We start from the raw sequence: 17,012 nt of genomic DNA, 5'->3' as shown, positions 1-17,012 counted from the left end.
GTAAGCAGAATTAGAGCTTCTCCATCCCCCATTTTTTGGCTTGTTCAAAAATCTCGTATTGGCGCGCTTCACTGCGATCAAACCAGGCATCGGCTCCGATAATTTGGGGAAACCCGTCTCCTTCAGACCGGCCAAACACCACATCAAACGCGGTCGTCTGGGCATCAAGCTCGCTCTGGGGAAACCATCTGTCGTGAAACATTGGTGCCTGTGTGAACCATTTTCGACCTTGCTTGGTGTGACAGATTAACATGCAAGGCCAAATGTCGGCTTCACACCCGTGCAAATTACAATATCTAACTTCGGCACCTTGATCGAACGCGATAGCCTCCAGGTCAATTTCCTTGGGTTCCGTAACGCCGAGTGACTTCAAGAGCCGCTCGGCTGGATCAATAACCTTCATCAGTTATCGCTCTGCTCTGGATCAATCACGCCAAGGTGGATCAGATCGTTGTATTTGCGCAGAACTTCTTCATCCGTCAGATCGCTCTCGGTTTCATTGCGCGCAGCCATGGAAAGACCGTCCTGGCTAAGCGCCTGCTTCAACGCACGGCGGGCAATAGAAATATCAACCACCTCCGCGACAGCACGCGCCGTCTGCGCAGCTTTACGCCCCGCCTTTGCGGCTTTCATTCGTTCCTTGCGTGCTTGAATAACCGTTTCTTCGAACTGCGACCTCATTCGGTCACTGATCGCAGCCGCATCACCGCCAGCTTTGGCGACTTCACTGAGAATGTCGTCATCAGAAGCCGCAATGAGGTCGTCGAAGAGCGCATCGGCTAGTGAAGCCAGATGTCTCCGTTCGTCGCTTCTCTTGTCGGTCATAGTGTGAACCCATTTTCGATGGCGCTGTTTATCTTGCGCCGGACGTATCGGCGCTTGCTATTGAACCCGGTCTGATCAAGTCCAGTTATCTCGCGCAGTTCTGCCCCCTCTGTGCCGCTCAACGTGCCAAGGACAATGAATTGCGCTTCATCATCACCATCGAAAAGTTCAAGCAGGCGATTTTCAGTATCTCGGCTCTGTTCATTTGAAATCATCCTCTCTTCAGCAGTTGGACCCGTTTCCATAGGGGTGATGGCATCCAAATTTTCGATTGTGTCATCATGTACCGACACCTCGTCACGTTGGTTTTCTACCTTCTGAAGCTCATCATGAGCGATGCTGCGGATGGCCTCTGCAACAAATCTGACAACGCTCACATTGCGTGGGCATTTCCGTGATCCGGCAATCGCCCTGCAAAGTGCTTCCTGGACCATTTCCTCTGGCTCTACGGGATAGATCGCGTAGAGCTGAGCAACCGATCTAAGCCGCAGCCAATCAGCGTTGGTGAAAGCAGCTATGCCTTCTTCCAGTTCATCTCGGGTCAGCGCAACGGCTGGCTCCATGTCGTTCATGCGTGCAAAACCTCTTCTCGAAACTCCATGCTGAAAAAAATCGCGTCCTCGGACAAATCTGTGTCCGAACCCCTCGAATTTTTCCGCATAGGTGGATGAGGCCAGAAATCTATCTGGCAGAAAATATGGGAAGAACGAAATGATATACGCAATTAACTATGACCTGAAACAACCAGGCCAAAACTACGATGAGTTGCACGAAGCAATCAAGAGTTGTGGTGCTTGGTGGCACTACCTGGACAGCACATGTTTGGTGGATACCAGCCTGACAGCCCAGGGGGTCTGGAACAAGCTCTCACCACACACCGACAAGAACGACAACATCCTGATTATTGGTGTCAGCCGCGACAATGCTGGTTGGCTGCCCCAAAAAGCGTGGGACTGGATCAATGCCCGCACAACCAAATTGGCTGCATAGGAAAGGAAAACAAATGTCAGGCAAAAACCAATATGTCGTAAAAAATGGCGATAGATGGAGCGTTCGCGGTGAAGGCAATGAGCGTCTCACAAAGAGCTTCGATACTCAGCGCGAAGCAATTGGCTACGGACGTGACATCGCTCGCAATCAGAATGCAGAACTCCGCATCCAAGGCGAGAACGGTCAATTCCGAGAAGCGTGGAGCTATGGCAACGACCCTCACCCGCCTAAAGGCTAACACCACAAAATTCGGCTGGGGAGGAGCCGAATAGTAAACAGGAGAGATCTCATGTCTTTCAAAAAGGTCCACCTAAGAAAGCTGCTCGCCGCGTTTGGTTCGACAGAACAGAAGCTCGTTACTCTTCCTAGAGCAGACATCAGACAAGAACTTGCAAAGGCAGTTGGCGAGAACAAAGGAGGAGGAGACTTCCACGGACCGTTTTGGTCAGACGCTAAGGATTATGTCCTAATGGGGTCTGATTTCGATCAGAGAACGCAGTTGCGGGTGCAAGCTAACAAAAGAAGGGAGCTTTTATACCCAAGCCTGAAGAATGGCTTTGTTGATTGGTGGGAAAACAAGAAACGGTTTAACAATGAGCACATTCGGCCTTTCCCGTCCGCCATCAAAAATCAAGTCGACTTCCCTGAACTGGATGCTACCGTAAAGGCAGAAAACTTCATGGGTTTATCTATTGGCGATGGTTATAAACGGCTGATCTACCCATATTTTTCGGAAAGCCCTCCCTTGTCTGCTGATCATGCAAGGATCGGCTGGTGGCTTCTATCGACGGCATTCCCTCAACACTCAATAGAAGATTTTCGGATACTTGACGTTCTACGCGGAAGCTCATTCTCGGTCCAAGAATCTGATCTTACAGGTAATGAAGAGCACACATTTAAGCAGCTTTTTGCAAGGACATTGAGACGCTGGAATGACTTACGAGAAGAATACTAGCCCACAATGTCCGAGGCATCTGATCTGTATTTGGTGGAAATGACGACTGCAAAAGTAGCTGACACTGGACATATAGATTGATTGAGCGAACTGCAGCAAAATCCGCGATCTATGCGTTCGAACAGGTTAAGACTTTTTGCAGTGCGGCGAAAGTCCGGTCTGACGGGCCGCGTCGCAGCATGCGGGGCGTGGGACGGACGGCAGCTTTGGGCCGCTGTCGAAGTTGATCCACAAATATTTTGTCTCGCAACGGCTGATGTCGCAAATCAATCAACGCGGACAATTTCGACACGAACCACCGGCAAGTGGTACGGCTTTTGGTAGCGAGCCTGCCAGGCGGCACAATCAATCTGAGCCGCGGAATGGGCATAAATGATGAAGACTACATGAGTGACATTGGCATTCTCTGAATAGAACCGACCGAGCCCGTCAAGTGTTTTCGCGATTTCACGCTTGTCGTCTGTGGTCGCCGCAAATTTCATCTCAATAATGATGCGAGATGCGTTGAAGCTGAAATCAGATTTTTTGGCCTGACCATTAAAACGAACTTCAACGGCCTCGCGCTCCATGTTCGCAACCCACGGCTTCACACTGATCCAGAACAAGTCTTGCAAATCATACTCGGATGCGGGCTGGATCGCGAAGCTTCGCGCTTCACTTCTACGGTTCGGAAAATCCCGCGAAGTGAACGCGACGATGCGCTTGGCCGTCTCGATGAGCCGATTGACAATCTCCTCCGTGGTCTCGCCCAGTATTGGATCGGTAGGCAAGCCCTCCGAATGCAACCGCGCTTTGAGTGCATCAATGGGTGCGCCGACGACGGTATTGGGGAGCGCGGTCATCTCGTACTGAATGTCAGAGAGGTATTGCTGCTTAAGCAAAGAAGATTCTTTGGTGAAGCCATCGGACACTGACCAAAGACAGATGGCGTTTCGGGACACAAGTACATCCGCGTTTGCGTCGCCTTGAACGTAGGTTTCATTGATAACGCTGCGGGCGATGCCGCGACTTAGCACAAATATGTCCAATGCCGGGCACTCTCTAGCGACGAGGGCTCGTAATTCGGCTGGCCTGACATCCCCATTAACCTCAACGAAAAGATCAATATCTGAGCGCAAGCTCCCACCTCCAAACCGTCTTGATCCAAACAGATGGATAGCGTTCACGTTGGGGTGAGCAGTCGTTAAGACATCGCAGAACGTGACGAGGTCGAGTGTTTCTATTCGCTGATCCGACATTGGGTCCCGTCCACTCCAAAAGGCACAAACCAATTCAGAACACTTAGACTAAACAGGCTTTCGTGGATACCAGAAGGATTTGTTGACTACTGAAAATTTGCAGAGTTAGCGAATGACTGCAAAGCGGGCTGCAAGCGCAGCATAGCGTGCCAGTGTTGAACGTCGGTTGAGGGCCGAAGATGCTGTTCTTGAATTGTCGCCATGGCGCGCAGCGCCATGGTAACCCTCTAGCACCGGATCAGGAAGGGTTGCTGGGGAGGGTCAGATGCAACGCTTACAGTGCATCACCTTGATACTCTCTTCTTTCACCCAGATGGATCGGCCCATGACATCGATGAAGCGATGTTCGAACTGGAGAAGCTGGCCAATACCCAAGACTGATTATTGAGGGCAATCACGGTGCCGCGATTGACGCGATCGCGGCCCGCGCAGATTGCGTCGTTGTGTTGCCGCTGGGTCGCTGGCGATCCCTTTGGCGTCTATTGCGCCGCAGAGTTTTGCGCCCAGCTTCGTTAGCTGACAAAGGACCCGGAGGTGGCGCGCCGAAGTTGCCACTGCATTTGATCCGCTACACCCTGCAGACACACCCCGACTTGGAGCCTCACCACCTCGCGCGGCTTAAACGGGGGACGTCAGCCCCTGTACGTGCGTTCAACGACCCGTCGCAGGTTGCGGCATGGTTGTCCTGAACCCACGCGTCGCAACACAACATGCATACGGCTAAAGCCAGTGACTACGTTGCGGTGTTGTCACTTGTCAGATCGCCGATCATGGCGCTCAGGGCCTGAACCTGATCATTCAGCCATAGCCGCATCTGATCAATCGTCTCGACATAGGGCATCATATATTGGCTGAACTGCGGCAGGTTCTCGTTGATTTGCGCCTGAAAGAAGTAGGGTGCCATCACGATGGCCAACAGGATCAGCACAAAGAAAAATCCGCGCCGGAAGCCGCGCCGCTGGACCACTTCGTATTGTTCGGCCTCCGTCAGACCTGACGTGTCGCTGGCCTCGGCCCGCGCCCGCAAAGACGCGTTGATCTCTTCAATCGTTGGCACCGCACGCTGGTTCGTGTTCTGCGCAGGGGCAGGTGGTGCAGTTGTCACCACGGCACCCGTCGCTGCCGCTGCGACCGCGGCTGGTGACGGCGCAGGTTTGGCAGCCTCAGCGCTTGTCATCTCGGCGATGCGACGGCGCGTTTCCTCAATATTCACGCCGGGTGGCCGCTTCTGTTCCTGGGTCGGCGGTGGTCCGCCATCCTCGGCCGCGCGTGCCGCACTTTCATGGGCCGCTTCCTGGCGCAGAATGTCGCTCACTGCGGAATCCAGCGGTTTGCGCGGCGGTGGCTCGGCCAATGGGGCGTTTAGCAAAAGCTCACTGCGCTTGCGACCGACCGCGGCAGGTTTTTCCGTTTGGAACCATGTATGTGCGCAGCTCGAACATTGCACATCGCGCCCACCTTCGGGGATAGCGTCATCCGCGATGTCATATTGCGCACCGCAATTGGGGCAAACTAGCCTCATCTTACTTCCATCCTTCTGCCCGGCAGCATGATCTTATTATTGTAGCCCACCACAATCTAGCAATCACACGCATAAACGCAAAGGTTTTGCGTATTTGGCCAAAGTCGGATCATTGAAACCCGTCGCAGATTTGGGCAGAAGGGCGCTGAGGCGCAAAGGAAAGCCACGTGATCGAACTTGATAAAGTGTCTTATGGCTATGGCGGCACGGCGCTTTTTTCACAGCTTTCTCTGGCCTTGCAGCCCGGGTCGTTTCACTTCCTGACAGGACCCTCCGGCGCCGGTAAGACGACCCTTCTGCGGCTTTGTTATGCCGGTCTTTATGCGCTTGGCGGGCAGGTGCGCCTATTTGGGCAAGACATAGCAGCGCTTGATCGCGATGCGATTGCCCTTGCACGGCGGCGGATCGGCGTGGTGCATCAGAACTGCGAATTCCTCGATCACTTGTCCGTCGCTGAAAACATCGCGCTGCCGTTGACGGTGGCAGGCCGTGCGCATGAGGCGGCGGGGAACCTGAAAGAACTATTGGCCTGGGTCGGCCTGGGCCTACAAGCCGGGCAGTTGCCGCCGGAACTGTCGGGCGGAGAGCGGCAGCGCGCAGCGCTCGCGCGTGCGGTCATCATGTCGCCCGACGTCATCATCGCGGACGAACCGACCGGCAACGTGGATTGGGAGATGTCGCAGCGGCTGCTGACCCTGCTTGTCGAGTTGAACAAGATGGGCAAGGCGGTGCTGATCGCGACCCATGACCTCAATCTGATCCGGTCGGTGAAATCGGATGTCAACGCCCGTGTCTTGCGGCTGAAGGATGGGCAACTGACCCATGCGGGGACAGAGTTGTGAGTGCCGTGCTTGACCTCATTGTCGGTGACCGGCAAGCCGACCGGGTCGTCCCACCGACCGGTCTGACGGCGCGGTTGACAGTCTTTGCCGCCGCTGTGATGGCGTTTCTGGCGGTCATCGCGCTGGCCCTATCCTTAAGTGCCGGTCGCGTCGCCGACCGTTGGGCGCAGGACCTCGCGCAATCAGCCACGCTGCGCCTGCCTGCCGATCCAGAGCTTGCTGACGTTTTGCTGATCGAAGCGCTTGAAGTATTGCAAACAACACCCGGCGTCGCCTCTGCGCGGGCATTATCGGCTGATGAGCAACAGGCCCTGCTGGAGCCCTGGTTCGGTCCCGACTTACCGATTGACACTCTGCCCGTTCCACAATTGATCGAGGTGATCGCCACAGATGAAGGCTATGACGCGGCTGGATTGCGCGCGCGGCTCAACGGGCAGGTTCCCGGCGCGGTGCTTGACGATCACAGCGCCTCGCGCGCGCCTTTGCTGCAGGCTGCATCACGGGTCAGGTCGCTTGGCTGGCTGATCGTTCTGCTCATTGGCGGGGTTGTGGCCGCCATTATTTCGCTTGCGGCGCAGGCCTCGCTCAACGCCAATGCGCAAGTGATCCGGGTTTTGCGTGCTGTCGGCGCGCGTGACGTCTACATCGCACGCGCTTTCGTGCGGCGCTTTACCTTGCGCGCGGGTCTTGGTGCGACGGGTGGCGTTCTGCTTGGTCTGATCGCCATATCATTGCTGCCAGACAGCGAGGATGTCGGTGGGCTGATGACCAATATTGGGTTTCAGGGGTTTGGCTGGCTCTGGCCACTGGTTATTCCACCCCTATCGGCTATCGTCGCCTTCATCGCCACCAGGGCAGCCGCGTTTGCAAGGTTAAGGGAACAGATATGAGTAATCCGGTGCAGTGGGTGCGGTCGCTGGTCTTCAATGGCCAGATGTATGTCGCCATGTTGGTCTGTGGGGTGATCTATCTGATCCCCGCCATCATCTCGCCCAAAGGCGCAATTGCGGGCTGTCATGCCTATTGCGTCTGGATCCGCTGGACTGCGTCCTGGATGATCGGGCTGAAGGTCGAAATCCGTGGTGACCCGCCAAAAGACGAGGTGATGGTCGCCGCAAAGCACCAGTCTTTCCTTGATGTCCTGATGATCTACGGCGCCATCCCGCGCGGCAAGTTCATCATGAAATCGATCCTCCAATATGCACCAATCATCGGGCAATTCGGGTTGCGGATTGGTTGCATTCCCGTCAACCGGGGCAAGCGCGGTCAGGCCATCCGCAAAATGGTCGAGGATGTCCGCGCGGGTCGCGCCTTGCCGGGGCAGTTGATCATCTACCCGCAGGGGACCCGCATCGCACCGGGGGTCAAGGCGCCTTACAAGATTGGCACCGGCGCGCTTTATAAGGATCTTGGCCAGCCGGTGGTGCCCGTCGCCACGAATGTGGGCGTCTACTGGCCCAAGCGCGGGGTGATGCGCAAACAGGGCACGGCGATTTTTGAGTTTCTGCCGCGCATCGAACCCGGCCTTGCGGTTGATGAATTCATGACGCGGCTTGAGCATTACATCGAAACGGCGTCTGACAAGCTGAACAAAGAGGCGGGCTTTCATGGCTGACCATGTGATCACCGATATCGCAGCGCTAGAGGCGCTTTACGGCCAACCCGGCAAAGCATCACTGATCAAGGTCGCTGACCACATGACCCCGCTTTATGCCAAATGGATCATGGCCTCGCGCCTGTGCATGGTCTCGACCGTCGGGCCCGAAGGCACCGATGGCAGCCCGCGCGGCGATGATGGCCCGGTTGTGCAGATGCAGGATGCCAAAACGCTGCTGATGCCCGATTGGCGCGGGAACAACCGGATGGACACGCTGCGCAATATCGTGGCTGACGGGCGGATCAGCCTGATGTTCATCATACCCGGCTCAAACAATGTGATGCGCGTGAACGGGACGGCAGTTGTGTCAGTCGCGCCCTATGTCCTGGCCCGCTTCGATGAAAAAGGCCGCCAGCCGCGCAGTGTGGTGGTGATCACCGTGGCCGAGGTATACAGCCAATGCGCCCGCGCGCTTATGCGGGCGCGGGTCTGGTCATCGGGGGACGAAAGCGCGGGGTTACCGACTGTCGGAGAGTTGCTCGCCGAACAAGAGGCGGGGTTTGACGGTACTGCCTATGACGCCGAATGGCCCGAGCGGGCAGCCAAGACGATGTGGTGACTACTTTCGCTTGAATACCAGGTTACTATTCGGCCCTAACCCCCGAAGCAGGCAGGCACCGATCACGACAAGGCTCAGCACCAGCCATAACCCGCCCCACATCATCGTGGTTCCGCCGAACTCCTCGGCCAGCATGCGCGCGTCAGACCGCAGGTTTGACCGGGCAATCGTGTCGCTGAAAATGTCGTATGGCACGTAGATCATGCTGGTCAGCCCCATGACCCGCAGTGCGAGATCATTGGCCGCATGGCCCAGAAAACGCGACATCAGCAGCATTGCGACGCCTATGCCAATCGCAAAGGACAGCGCAAAGAAATCGCGGATGTAAAGCCCCGCGACCACCAGCATCACAACACCGCAGGCCGCCATGATCGCCCGATCCGCCTTGCTGCGCGTGGCGGCGACCAAAAGGCCCACGCCAATCAGCAGGGACCCAAGGTAGCCAGCGGTAAGCGTCAAAAAGCGGTTGCCACCCCGGCTCCAGACCACGCCGCCTTGATCAGCTGAGACGCTGAGGCTGATCACCTCACCACCGGTCAGGATCGTGGCCGCCGCATGCGACAGTTCATGAAAGAAGACGATCAGGATTTTCAAAGGAATGACCACAGGCGTTTGCCAGAGCGCAAAGACAAGTACGGTCAGCAGTAAGAGCTGCCAATGGCCCTTCAGATATGTCACCTACGCAGCAAGGCCTTTTGCGCCGAGATCAAGGTACTTGCCCCGCCGGTCGCCGCGCAGTTTGTCGCCCGACAGATCGCGTAACTCGTTCAGCATTTGCACCAGAGCCTCACCGACCGATTTGATCGCCGCCGCACGGTCGCGATGCGCGCCACCTTCAGGCTCAGGGATGATCCGGTCGCAAACGCCCAGCTCGTGCAGGTCTTTCGGTGTCAGGCGCAAAGCCTCCGCTGCCTCGCGCATCTTTTCGGCGTCTTTCCACAGGATCGAGGCGCAGCCTTCGGGGCTGATTACCGAATAGATCGAATGCTCCAGCATCGCGACCCGGTTGGCCGTGGCAAACGCGACCGCGCCGCCGGAGCCACCTTCACCAATCACAACGCTGATCAGCGGCACTTTAAGTTCGAGGCATTTCTCGGTCGACCGGGCAATCGCCTCGGACTGGCCGCGTTCTTCGGCACCTTTGCCGGGATAGGCACCGGGCGTGTCCACAAGGGTGATCACGGGCAGGCCGAACCGGTCGGCCAAATCCATCAGCCGGATCGCCTTGCGATAGCCCTCTGGGCGGGCCATGCCGAAATTCCGCTCGATCCGCGATTTGGTGTCATTGCCCTTTTCATGGCCGATTATCATCACCGGGTTACCCTCAAGCCGGGCAAGCCCACCCATCACCGCATGGTCGTCGGCAAAGTTCCGGTCACCGGCGAGCGGTGTATATTCGGTAAAAAGCGCCTCAATATAATCCTTGCAATGGGGCCGGTCGGGGTGGCGCGCCACCTGACATTTGCGCCAGGGCGTCAGATCGGCATAGAGCGAGGTCAGCAGGTCGGCGGCTTTCTTGTCCAGCGCGCTCGCCTCTTTTTCCACGTCCATCTCGGGGTTGTCGCGGGCCATCGCGCGCAGCTCTTCTGCCTTGCCTTCGATTTCGGCCAGCGGTTTTTCGAAGTCGAGATATTGGGTCATGACCACGCCTCATTGCAAAACTTTGCAGATATATGGCGTATGGGTCGCACGATGGCAACGGCACCAGAATGTCATGATATTGCCATTTGACCTCCACATGCAGCGATGAAACAGAGGCCGCACCGATCACGCATAAATAGGAATACATCATGCGAATTCTTGGTCTTTTGGGAGTGGTTGCCTGTATCTCGGCCAGCCCGGTTTGGGCGCAATCCATCGATTTTGGCGACGACAGCGGGTCATGGTCGAATGACGGCGAATGTGACGATCCCCGCTTTGAGGGCGCGGGAATGACAACAACCCCGCTTCTATCCGACGATGTTCTGCGTGATGCAACCGACTGCGCGACGGCATTCGAGGCTGGCCGCCTTACGCTGCGCGGCGTGGCCGCTGATGGGACCATCGATTTCGGTAACGACGATGGCGATTGGTCCAATGACGGCGAATGCGACGATATGCGCTTTGCCGGTCCCGGGATGACAACAACACCGCTTCTCTTCGATGACATCATGCGCGACGCCACCGATTGTCGGACCGCTTTTGAGGCCGGTTTGCTCGGCCTTGCCGGTGATGTTGCCGTTCCTGACGTACCTGATCTGATCGTTGCAGGCGTCAATTTCGGCAATGATCTGGGCCAGTGGTCCAATGATGGCGAATGCGACGATGCGCGTTTTGAAGGGGCAGGGATGACCACAACGCCGCTTCTGCAGGACGATGTGCTGCGCGATGCAACTGATTGCGCCACGGCCTTCCAGGCGGGTCGCTTGTCACTGCGCGGCGTTGCCAAAGACGGTAGCGTCGATTTCGGCGACGACAGTGGTGATTGGTCTAATGATGGCGAATGCGACGACATGCGCTTTGCTGGTCCCGGCATGACCAGCACGCCGCTGCTGCAGGACGATATCATGCGCGATGCGACAGATTGCCGTGACGCTTTCAATGCCGGTCAGTTGACCCTCGCGGGCCAATAAGCCCTTCGCGTCAGCCCGCGATCATCTCGGACTGGCGCACAATTACTTCGGCCTGCTTGATCGACGCGATATCGACCAGGCGGCCCTTGTAGACTGTCGCCCCTTCGCCCCTAGCCTTGGCGTCTTCCATGGCGGCAAGGATTTCGCGGGCCTCGGCAACGGCCTCATCTGATGGGGTAAAGACCTCATTGGCCAGGGCAATCTGTTTGGGATGGATCGCCCATTTGCCCACCATGCCCAAAGTGGCCGAGCGGCGCGCCTGCGCGCGGTAGCCTTCATCATCGCTGAAATCGCCGAATGGGCCGTCCACTGGCAGCACACCATGGGTCCGACACGCCGCCACAATGGCCGTTTGCGCCCAGTGCCAGGGGTCGGAATAGTGGCGGGTCTCGCCATGGAGCATGTAGTACTGCTGTTGTGTGCCGCCGATCCCCGTTGTCTGCATGCCCATGGAGGCGGCGAAATCCGCGGCCCCTAGGCTCATTGCCGCCATGCGGGGGGAGCTCGCGGCGATCTCTTCCACATGGGCGATGCCTGCGGCGGATTCGATGATGACCTCAAAGGTGATGGGTTTCTGACGCCCTTTCGCCGTCTCAATCGCGGTGACGAGCGCATCGACCGCATAGATATCCGCCGCATTGCCAACCTTGGGGATCATGATCTGATCGAGCCGGTCACCCGCCTGTTCCAGCACATCGACCACGTCCTTGTACCAATAAGGCGTGTCCAGCCCGTTGATCCGCACGCTGAGATACTTGGTGTTCCAGTCAACCTCATTGATCGCCTGAATGACATTCGCGCGGGCCACATCCTTGTCTGTCGGTGAAACGCTGTCTTCCAAATCAAGGTTGATGACATCCGCCGCCGAGGCGGCCATTTTCGCGAAAAGCTTGGTGTTCGATCCCGGTCCAAACAACTGGCAACGATTAGGGCGCGCCGGTGGTGTCGGCTGAAGGCGAAATGACATGGATCCGATCCTCGCGAATGATTATTTCGTCAGTAGTAGTGCAGGGGATAGAATATTACGCGGCGCTTCACAAGCGCAATTCGCATGCGCAGCATCCGCGACGCTGCGGCGCAAAAATTTTCGCGAAAATATTTGTGTTCGGAAGGAAATTAGCTAATTTCCTTCGCTCCGGCTCAGATACCTGCGCTGACGATTGCCTTGGCGAGCACAGGCACGGTTTCCTTGTTCAATCCTGCAATATTCATCCGGCTGTCGCCCACAAGGTAAACGCCGTATTCGTCCCGCAAGACATCTACCTTGTCCGGTGTCGTCCCTAGCCGGCTGAACATACCACGATGCGCGCTCAGAAAATCGAACCGGTCCGAATTTGTCAGCCGCCGCAGCTCATCAGCCAATTGCTGACGCAAGTCGAGCATGCCTTTGCGGGTCTCTTCCAACTCCGCCTCCCAATCGGCGCGCAATGTCGGGTCGGTCAGAATGGTCGAGACGATGCGCGCTCCGTGATCGGGAGGGAAGGAATAGTTCTGGCGGTTCAGAAAGGCGAGGTTCTGCTGGGTCAGCGCCTGTTGATCAGCATCCTTGGCGACGGCCATCAGTATGCCGGTTCGTTCTCGATAAATCCCGAAGTTCTTTGAACAACTCGCCGCGATCAGGCAGTTCTCAAAACTGCTGGCGATCTGTCGGGTGATTTTCGCATCTTCCGACAGCCCGTCACCAAAACCCTGATAGGCAATGTCGATCATCGGTACGGCGCCCCGGTTCTGCAACACACCAATGACCTGTGCCATTTGATCATAAGTCAGGTTTGCGCCGGTCGGGTTGTGGCAGCAGCCGTGCAAAAGCACCACGTCGCCCGCATTGACCCGCCCCAGATCAGCGAGCACACCGGCCAGATCCACGCCGCGCGTCTCTGCGTCGAAATAACGGTATTCGGCCATGTTCATGCCCAGATACTTGATGATCGACGGATGGTTCGGCCAGGTCGGCTGCGACAGCCAGATCGTGGCGCGGGGTGCTGCCAGCTTGATCAGTTCCAGCGCCTGCCGCACCGCTCCAGTACCGCCGGGTGTCGCAATAGCCGCGACACGTTCGGCAGGCACGCTATCGCCCAGAACAAGATCGCGCATCGCGTCCCGAAAGACCGGGTCACCGGCAAGGCCGGTATAGGCCTTTGTCTTTTGGCTCTTGTGGATGCGCGCCTCCGCCTCTTTGACCGCACGCATGACCGGCGTGTTGCCGGATGCGTCCTTATACACGCCGACACCCAGATCGATCTTGTTCATGCGAGGATCGGCCTGAAACTTCGCGACGAGCGCCAGGATTTTGTCAGCGGGTTGGGCGGTGAGATTTTCCAGCATCAGGCGGCTCCGGTAGCTATGGGAAGGTCGGCATACATGCCCCATTCGGACCATGAGCCATCGTAAAGAGCGTGATCGGTCTTGCCCATGCGCTCAAGGGCAAGTGACAAGATCGCAGCGGTGATCCCCGACCCGCAGGTCGTGATCGCGGGCTTTTGCAGGTCGATACCGGCATCCTTGAAAATCGTGCGCAAAGTCGTGGGCGGTTTCATCGTGCCATCATCGTTCAGAAGGTCCTGATAAAAGACATTCTGCGATCCCGGAATATGGCCCGCTCGCAACCCCTCGCGCGGCTCTTCCGCCTCGCCCCGAAAGCGGGCAGGCGCGCGCGCATCAATGATGCTGTGATCGCCGAGTTTCGCTGCACGCGCCACTTCGGTCACATCCCGCACGCGCTGCGGTTCGGTTTTGACGGTCATGTGCCGGTCGCGGATCGTCGGAGGGGTGGTCGTGGTCTTGTGCCCGTCGGCCACCCATTTGGGCAGCCCGCCATCCAGCACCGCGATATTGTGCTGCCCCATCAGCTTGAACAGCCACCAGACGCGGGCGGCGGAAAAAATACCGATCCCGTCATAAACGACGACTTGATGCCCGTCACCGACACCCATCGCCCGCATGCGCGACATGAATTTCTCGACCGGCGGTGCCATATGCGGCAATTCTGAGCGGCCGTCGCTAATCTCATCAATGTCAAAAAACCGCGCACCGGGAATATGCCCGGCGAGATACTCCGCATGCGCATCACGACCCATATCAGGCAGATACCATGAGGCATCGAAGATCCTCAGATCGGGGTCTTTCAGATGCGTGGCAAGCCAGTTTGTGCTGACCAGCGTTTTCGGATCGTCTGCTATGGCAGGTGTCATGTCACGCCCATTGTCTGTGGTGCACTCAGAGCTACCGCGCGCCGCGCGCCAAGACAAGGCAGTGCGGGACATCGCACGGAAAGCCCACTCAGTTTTGGCAACCAGTGCGCATGCCAGATGTGATTTGGTGTTTTTGTTTGTGCCGCGCTAACCTTCCCTAAGGTCAATCGCCCAGCGCGATGGCCAAAATGGGAGGAACTGCAATGACTGAACGTATGCGTTTTGGTATTTTTCTGGCGCCTTTTCACAAGCCGGGGATCAACCCGACACTTGCCCTGGAGCAGGATCTGGAATTGGTGGAGTGGCTCGACCGGTGCGATTATGATGAGGTCTGGTTTGGCGAACACCACTCTGCCGGGTCCGAGATTTCTGCAAGCCCGGAGATCATGATCGCCTCTGCAGCGCCGCGCACCCGCCGGATCAGGCTGGGCACGGGCGTTGTCTCGGTCAGTTATCACAATCCGCTTTGGGTTGCGGAAAAGATCGTGCAGCTTGATCATCTAACACGCGGCCGGGCCATGCTGGGGCTTGGGCCTGGATCGCTGCCAACGGATGCGACGATGATCGGGCTCTCCCAGAAAGACACACGCGGTCTGCTGGCGGACGGGCTGGATATCGTCACACGGCTTCTGCGTTCGGACGAGCCAGTGAATTTCGAGAATGAGCGTTGGGTGCTCAAGGATGCGCGCCTGCATCTGCGCCCCTATTCGAACTTTGATCTGGCCACTGCCGCGGTTGCCTCACCCACCGGCCCGAAGCTTGCGGGCAAATACGGGACCGGGCTGATCTCTATCGGGGCGACAACCGCTGCTGGATTTGATGCGCTCGCCCTGCATTGGGACGTGATCGAGGAAGAGGCGAAACACTACAACCAGAAAGTTGATCGATCAAAATGGCGCCTCGTCGGGCTTTGCCATATCGCCGAGACCGCCGAACAGGCGCGGCGTGACGTGGAATACGGGATCGAGCATTGGTTCAACTATTTCCAGGAAATCGCTGCCTTTCCACAGATGTCGATGCCCGGCCAGAACGCCAAGGAGATGATCGACTTCATCAATGACAGCGGCTTTGGCGCTGTCGGCACGCCCGAGATGTGTCGCGCGCAGATCGACCGTCTCTGGAAACAGTCCAACGGTGGCTTCGGTGCTTACCTTATGCTGGCGCATAACTGGGCGAACTTCGAAGCGACAAAGAAAAGCTATGAACTCATCGCTCGCGAAGTCTTCCCACATTTCCAGGGCCAGCACATGTCGACGATGAATGCAGCAGTGCGGGCGCAGAAGATGCGGCCGGAACTGGCGGATATTCACGCCAAGGCCGTTGAAACTGCGCAAGCGAATTATGCCGCAGAAAAAGAAAGCCGACATTTGACCGAGCCTGCGGAGTAGCAGATGAGCATTAATGCCAGCCTTCCGGGGTTGGCATTGATGCACTCTTTCAGTTGCCAAAATCACTCCATGAGAACATAGTGCGAACATCATGATCCTTTGAGAGGACAGACCATGCAGGATGTTGCACTTTATCTTCCTGGAATTCTGACGGCCTATGCGGCCTTCTTGCTGGGGATTGCCAGTCCGGGGCCAAATGTCCTGTCGGTGATGGGCACGTCGATGAGTGTCGGGCGCGGGTCGGGTATGGCGCTGGCCATGGGCGTGGCCATCGGGTCGTTCACCTGGGCTGTCCTAACGGTGCTGGGGCTTTCGGCGCTGCTCGCGACCTATGCATCGGCCTTGCTCGTAATCAAGGTGCTTGGCGGCGCGTATCTCTTATGGCTGGCCTACAAAGCGTTCAGGTCGGCCGCCGCCCGGCACGACATTGAAGCGAAAGAACTAGCAGGCGGGCGCCGTACAAAGCTGGGCTATCTGCGACGCGGATATATCATCCAGATGACCAACCCCAAGGCGGCGCTGTCCTGGATCGCGATTATATCGCTTGGGCTGCAGGACGGAGCGCCATTCTGGGTCGGCGCGGTGATCGTGCTGGGGACGTTTATCCTGTCGGTGATCTTGCACCTGATGTACGCCGTCGCCTTTTCGACCGATGTCATGGTGCGTCTTTATGGCAAGGCGCGACGCGGGATTCAGGCTGTTTTGGGCACGTTCTTTGCACTCGCCGGGCTGCGGTTGCTAACCAGCCGGAGCTAGTCGCCGTGCCGCAAGAGCCGCTGCTTCTGGCGACCCCAATCGCGCTTGGCCTCTGATTGGCGCTTGTCGTGGTGCTTTTTGCCTTTGGCTGTCGCGATCTTCAGCTTCACGAGGCCTCGGTCGTTGAAATACATCACCAGCGGGACCAGCGTCATTCCCTCACGTTTGGTCGCGTTCCAGAGCTTAGCAACCTCGCGTTTGCTGGCCAGCAGCTTGCGCTTGCGCCGTTCTTCATGGCTGAACATCGCCCGGTCATAGGGCGCGATATAGGCGTTGGTCAGCCAAAGCTCGCCATTATCGACGGATGCATAGCTGTCGGCGATATTGGACTGGCCGATGCGCAGGGATTTCACCTCGGACCCGGTCAGGATGATGCCGACCTCCAGATCATCCTCAATGGCGTAATCATACCGGGCGCGCCGGTTTTCGGCGACGACTTTGTAGTTTTTGTTTTCCGGTTTCTTGGCCATAGTTGGG

General features: G+C 57.3%; 21 protein-coding genes. 10 read left to right on the top strand and 11 right to left on the bottom strand.

Annotated features, from left to right (window positions below):
- Positions 1-10 precede the first annotated feature (10 nt).
- From SLH49_RS18755 to SLH49_RS18745, 3 genes are read right to left on the bottom strand one after another with little or no spacing between them, the layout of a single operon-like run.
- Positions 11-403 (bottom strand): hypothetical protein, encoded by a 393-nt coding sequence (locus tag SLH49_RS18755; protein ID WP_320270694.1) that lies wholly within the window; start codon positions 401-403, stop codon positions 11-13.
- Positions 403-825 (bottom strand): hypothetical protein, encoded by a 423-nt coding sequence (locus tag SLH49_RS18750; RefSeq protein WP_320270693.1) that lies wholly within the window; start codon positions 823-825, stop codon positions 403-405. Before SLH49_RS18750 ends, SLH49_RS18755 begins: the two co-directional genes overlap by 1 nt.
- Positions 822-1,397, bottom strand: coding sequence for a hypothetical protein (locus SLH49_RS18745; protein ID WP_320270692.1), 576 nt, complete (start codon positions 1,395-1,397; stop codon positions 822-824). Before SLH49_RS18745 ends, SLH49_RS18750 begins: the two co-directional genes overlap by 4 nt.
- Before the next feature lie 139 nt (positions 1,398-1,536).
- Between SLH49_RS18745 and SLH49_RS18740 the strand changes: the two genes are divergently transcribed.
- The 3 genes from SLH49_RS18740 to SLH49_RS18730 are packed head-to-tail and all read left to right on the top strand — an operon-like array spanning position 1,537 to position 2,770.
- Positions 1,537-1,815, top strand: a complete 279-nt coding sequence (locus SLH49_RS18740) for a hypothetical protein (protein WP_320270691.1) — start codon at positions 1,537-1,539, stop codon at positions 1,813-1,815.
- Positions 1,816-1,828: 13 nt separating this feature from the next.
- Positions 1,829-2,053: a DUF2188 domain-containing protein gene (locus SLH49_RS18735; RefSeq protein ID WP_320270690.1), complete on the top strand. Its 225-nt coding sequence runs from the start codon at positions 1,829-1,831 to the stop codon at positions 2,051-2,053.
- A 51-nt stretch (positions 2,054-2,104) separates the two neighbouring features.
- Positions 2,105-2,770, top strand: coding sequence for a hypothetical protein (locus SLH49_RS18730; RefSeq protein WP_320270689.1), 666 nt, complete (start codon positions 2,105-2,107; stop codon positions 2,768-2,770).
- Between the two features lie 266 nt (positions 2,771-3,036).
- On the opposite strand, the gene SLH49_RS18725 is transcribed toward SLH49_RS18730, so the two are convergent.
- Both SLH49_RS18725 and SLH49_RS18720 read right to left on the bottom strand, forming a co-directional pair.
- Positions 3,037-4,008, bottom strand: a complete 972-nt coding sequence (locus SLH49_RS18725; protein WP_320270688.1) for a hypothetical protein — start codon at positions 4,006-4,008, stop codon at positions 3,037-3,039.
- Between the two features lie 733 nt (positions 4,009-4,741).
- Positions 4,742-5,530, bottom strand: coding sequence for a zinc-ribbon domain-containing protein (locus tag SLH49_RS18720; RefSeq protein WP_320270687.1), 789 nt, complete (start codon positions 5,528-5,530; stop codon positions 4,742-4,744).
- A 167-nt stretch (positions 5,531-5,697) separates the two neighbouring features.
- On the opposite strand from SLH49_RS18720, the gene SLH49_RS18715 reads away from it, so the two are divergent.
- The 4 genes from SLH49_RS18715 to SLH49_RS18700 are packed head-to-tail and all read left to right on the top strand — an operon-like array spanning position 5,698 to position 8,588.
- Entirely contained in the window at positions 5,698-6,372 is a 675-nt protein-coding gene (locus SLH49_RS18715; RefSeq protein ID WP_320270686.1) for a cell division ATP-binding protein FtsE, read from the top strand.
- On the top strand, positions 6,369-7,262 hold the full coding sequence (locus SLH49_RS18710) for a cell division protein FtsX (RefSeq protein WP_320270685.1): 894 nt from the start codon (positions 6,369-6,371) through the stop codon (positions 7,260-7,262). Before SLH49_RS18715 ends, SLH49_RS18710 begins: the two co-directional genes overlap by 4 nt.
- A complete protein-coding gene (locus SLH49_RS18705) occupies positions 7,259-7,987 on the top strand; it encodes a lysophospholipid acyltransferase family protein (protein ID WP_320270684.1) in 729 nt (242 codons plus the stop codon). The genes SLH49_RS18710 and SLH49_RS18705 overlap by 4 nt, the downstream gene beginning before the upstream one ends.
- Positions 7,980-8,588, top strand: coding sequence for a pyridoxamine 5'-phosphate oxidase family protein (locus SLH49_RS18700; protein ID WP_320270682.1), 609 nt, complete (start codon positions 7,980-7,982; stop codon positions 8,586-8,588). The genes SLH49_RS18705 and SLH49_RS18700 overlap by 8 nt, the downstream gene beginning before the upstream one ends.
- On the opposite strand, the gene SLH49_RS18695 is transcribed toward SLH49_RS18700, so the two are convergent.
- Both SLH49_RS18695 and SLH49_RS18690 read right to left on the bottom strand, forming a co-directional pair.
- Positions 8,589-9,266 (bottom strand): M50 family metallopeptidase, encoded by a 678-nt coding sequence (locus SLH49_RS18695; RefSeq protein WP_320270681.1) that lies wholly within the window; start codon positions 9,264-9,266, stop codon positions 8,589-8,591. It lies immediately after the preceding gene.
- Complete coding sequence (locus SLH49_RS18690) at positions 9,267-10,229, bottom strand: acetyl-CoA carboxylase carboxyltransferase subunit alpha (protein ID WP_320270680.1); 963 nt, start codon at positions 10,227-10,229, stop codon at positions 9,267-9,269.
- 149 nt (positions 10,230-10,378) lie between these two features.
- Here SLH49_RS18690 and SLH49_RS18685 point away from each other — a divergent pair, with 149 nt between their 5' ends.
- Entirely contained in the window at positions 10,379-11,200 is an 822-nt protein-coding gene (locus SLH49_RS18685; protein WP_320270679.1) for a hypothetical protein, read from the top strand.
- A 10-nt stretch (positions 11,201-11,210) separates the two neighbouring features.
- Here the strand turns inward: SLH49_RS18685 and SLH49_RS18680 are convergent, their stop codons facing one another.
- The 3 genes from SLH49_RS18680 to sseA all read right to left on the bottom strand — a co-directional run bounded on the left by SLH49_RS18680 (position 11,211) and on the right by sseA (position 14,391).
- Positions 11,211-12,167 (bottom strand): L-malyl-CoA/beta-methylmalyl-CoA lyase, encoded by a 957-nt coding sequence (locus SLH49_RS18680; protein ID WP_320270678.1) that lies wholly within the window; start codon positions 12,165-12,167, stop codon positions 11,211-11,213.
- A gap of 173 nt (positions 12,168-12,340) precedes the next feature.
- Positions 12,341-13,525: an amino acid aminotransferase gene (locus tag SLH49_RS18675; RefSeq protein ID WP_320270677.1), complete on the bottom strand. Its 1,185-nt coding sequence runs from the start codon at positions 13,523-13,525 to the stop codon at positions 12,341-12,343.
- Entirely contained in the window at positions 13,525-14,391 is an 867-nt protein-coding gene (sseA, locus tag SLH49_RS18670) for a 3-mercaptopyruvate sulfurtransferase (protein ID WP_320270676.1), read from the bottom strand. Before sseA ends, SLH49_RS18675 begins: the two co-directional genes overlap by 1 nt.
- 203 nt (positions 14,392-14,594) lie before the next feature.
- Here sseA and SLH49_RS18665 point away from each other — a divergent pair, with 203 nt between their 5' ends.
- The gene (locus tag SLH49_RS18665) at positions 14,595-15,779 is read left to right on the top strand and encodes an LLM class flavin-dependent oxidoreductase (RefSeq protein ID WP_320270675.1); all 1,185 of its coding nucleotides are present in this window, start codon (positions 14,595-14,597) and stop codon (positions 15,777-15,779) included.
- A gap of 114 nt (positions 15,780-15,893) precedes the next feature.
- Positions 15,894-16,535, top strand: a complete 642-nt coding sequence (locus tag SLH49_RS18660) for a LysE family translocator (protein ID WP_320270674.1) — start codon at positions 15,894-15,896, stop codon at positions 16,533-16,535.
- Here the strand turns inward: SLH49_RS18660 and smpB are convergent.
- Positions 16,532-17,005: an SsrA-binding protein SmpB gene (gene smpB, locus SLH49_RS18655; protein WP_320270673.1), complete on the bottom strand. Its 474-nt coding sequence runs from the start codon at positions 17,003-17,005 to the stop codon at positions 16,532-16,534. The two genes, SLH49_RS18660 and smpB, sit on opposite strands and share 4 nt — an antisense overlap.
- Between the last annotated feature and the right edge of the window lie 7 nt (positions 17,006-17,012).

The organism is Cognatiyoonia sp. IB215446 (genome assembly GCF_033963825.1).
Classification (GTDB): Bacteria; Pseudomonadota; Alphaproteobacteria; order Rhodobacterales; family Rhodobacteraceae; genus Yoonia.
This window is presented reverse-complemented; position numbering and strand designations above follow the sequence as displayed.